The following is a 593-nucleotide window of genomic DNA, read 5'->3' as shown; positions in this document are numbered from 1 at the left end:
TTCAGGATTCTCTAGAGAGGATGCGAAATATTGGCACCATGCTCATTGTAGCACATCGTCTTTCTACGATACAGCATGCGGATCACATCATTTTGCTTTCTCATGGCGAAATTGCAGAAGAGGGCAACCATCAACAGCTGCTTGCAAAGCAGGGGAGATATTACCAACTGTATATGTTGCAGTATAGCCGCAGACAGATGGCGGATGGAGAAACTTACGCGTCGGGGCAGGAAGAGTGCTGAAGCAACATAGAAAAAGCCGGACAGGCAATTAGGTTTGCTGGTCCGACTTTTTGCATATTTTCTTTAGATTTCCGCTTTCCAAAATCCGTGGAGATTACAGTATTCATAGGCTGCGATTGCTTTTTCGCCTTCACAGAGAACAAACTGCGCAGTGGGTTTTCCGGTTTTATCCAGATATTTTCTCTGTACGCCCTGATTTGTCTCCAAGATGATGAAGGCGATGTGATGCTCTTCCATCATCGGATGTTCGGTGCTGCTGACACAGACAGTAACTTTATTTCCGTCGATAGTAACAACGGGCACATGTTTTTCCTGCGCTGCGTCTGTAGTGTTTGGATTCATCAGCTGCAT

At 45.7% G+C, this 593-nt stretch carries 1 protein-coding gene and 1 pseudogene; one reads left to right on the top strand and one right to left on the bottom strand.

What is annotated here, in order from left to right; translation table 11 throughout:
* Positions 1–242: pseudogene (locus D1841_RS18855) on the top strand (hypothetical protein); the annotation flags it as partial.
* A gap of 63 nt (positions 243–305) precedes the next feature.
* Here the strand turns inward: D1841_RS18855 and D1841_RS18225 are convergent.
* Positions 306–593: desulfoferrodoxin family protein (locus tag D1841_RS18225; protein ID WP_166554387.1), on the bottom strand; the 288-nt coding region annotated here is incomplete at its 5' end.

The sequence above is a fragment of the Neglectibacter sp. X4 genome, from assembly GCF_009917365.1.
Classification (GTDB): Bacteria; Bacillota; Clostridia; order Oscillospirales; family Acutalibacteraceae; genus Acutalibacter.
Note: the sequence above shows the minus strand (reverse complement) of the source record. Positions and strands in the feature narration are given on the sequence as shown.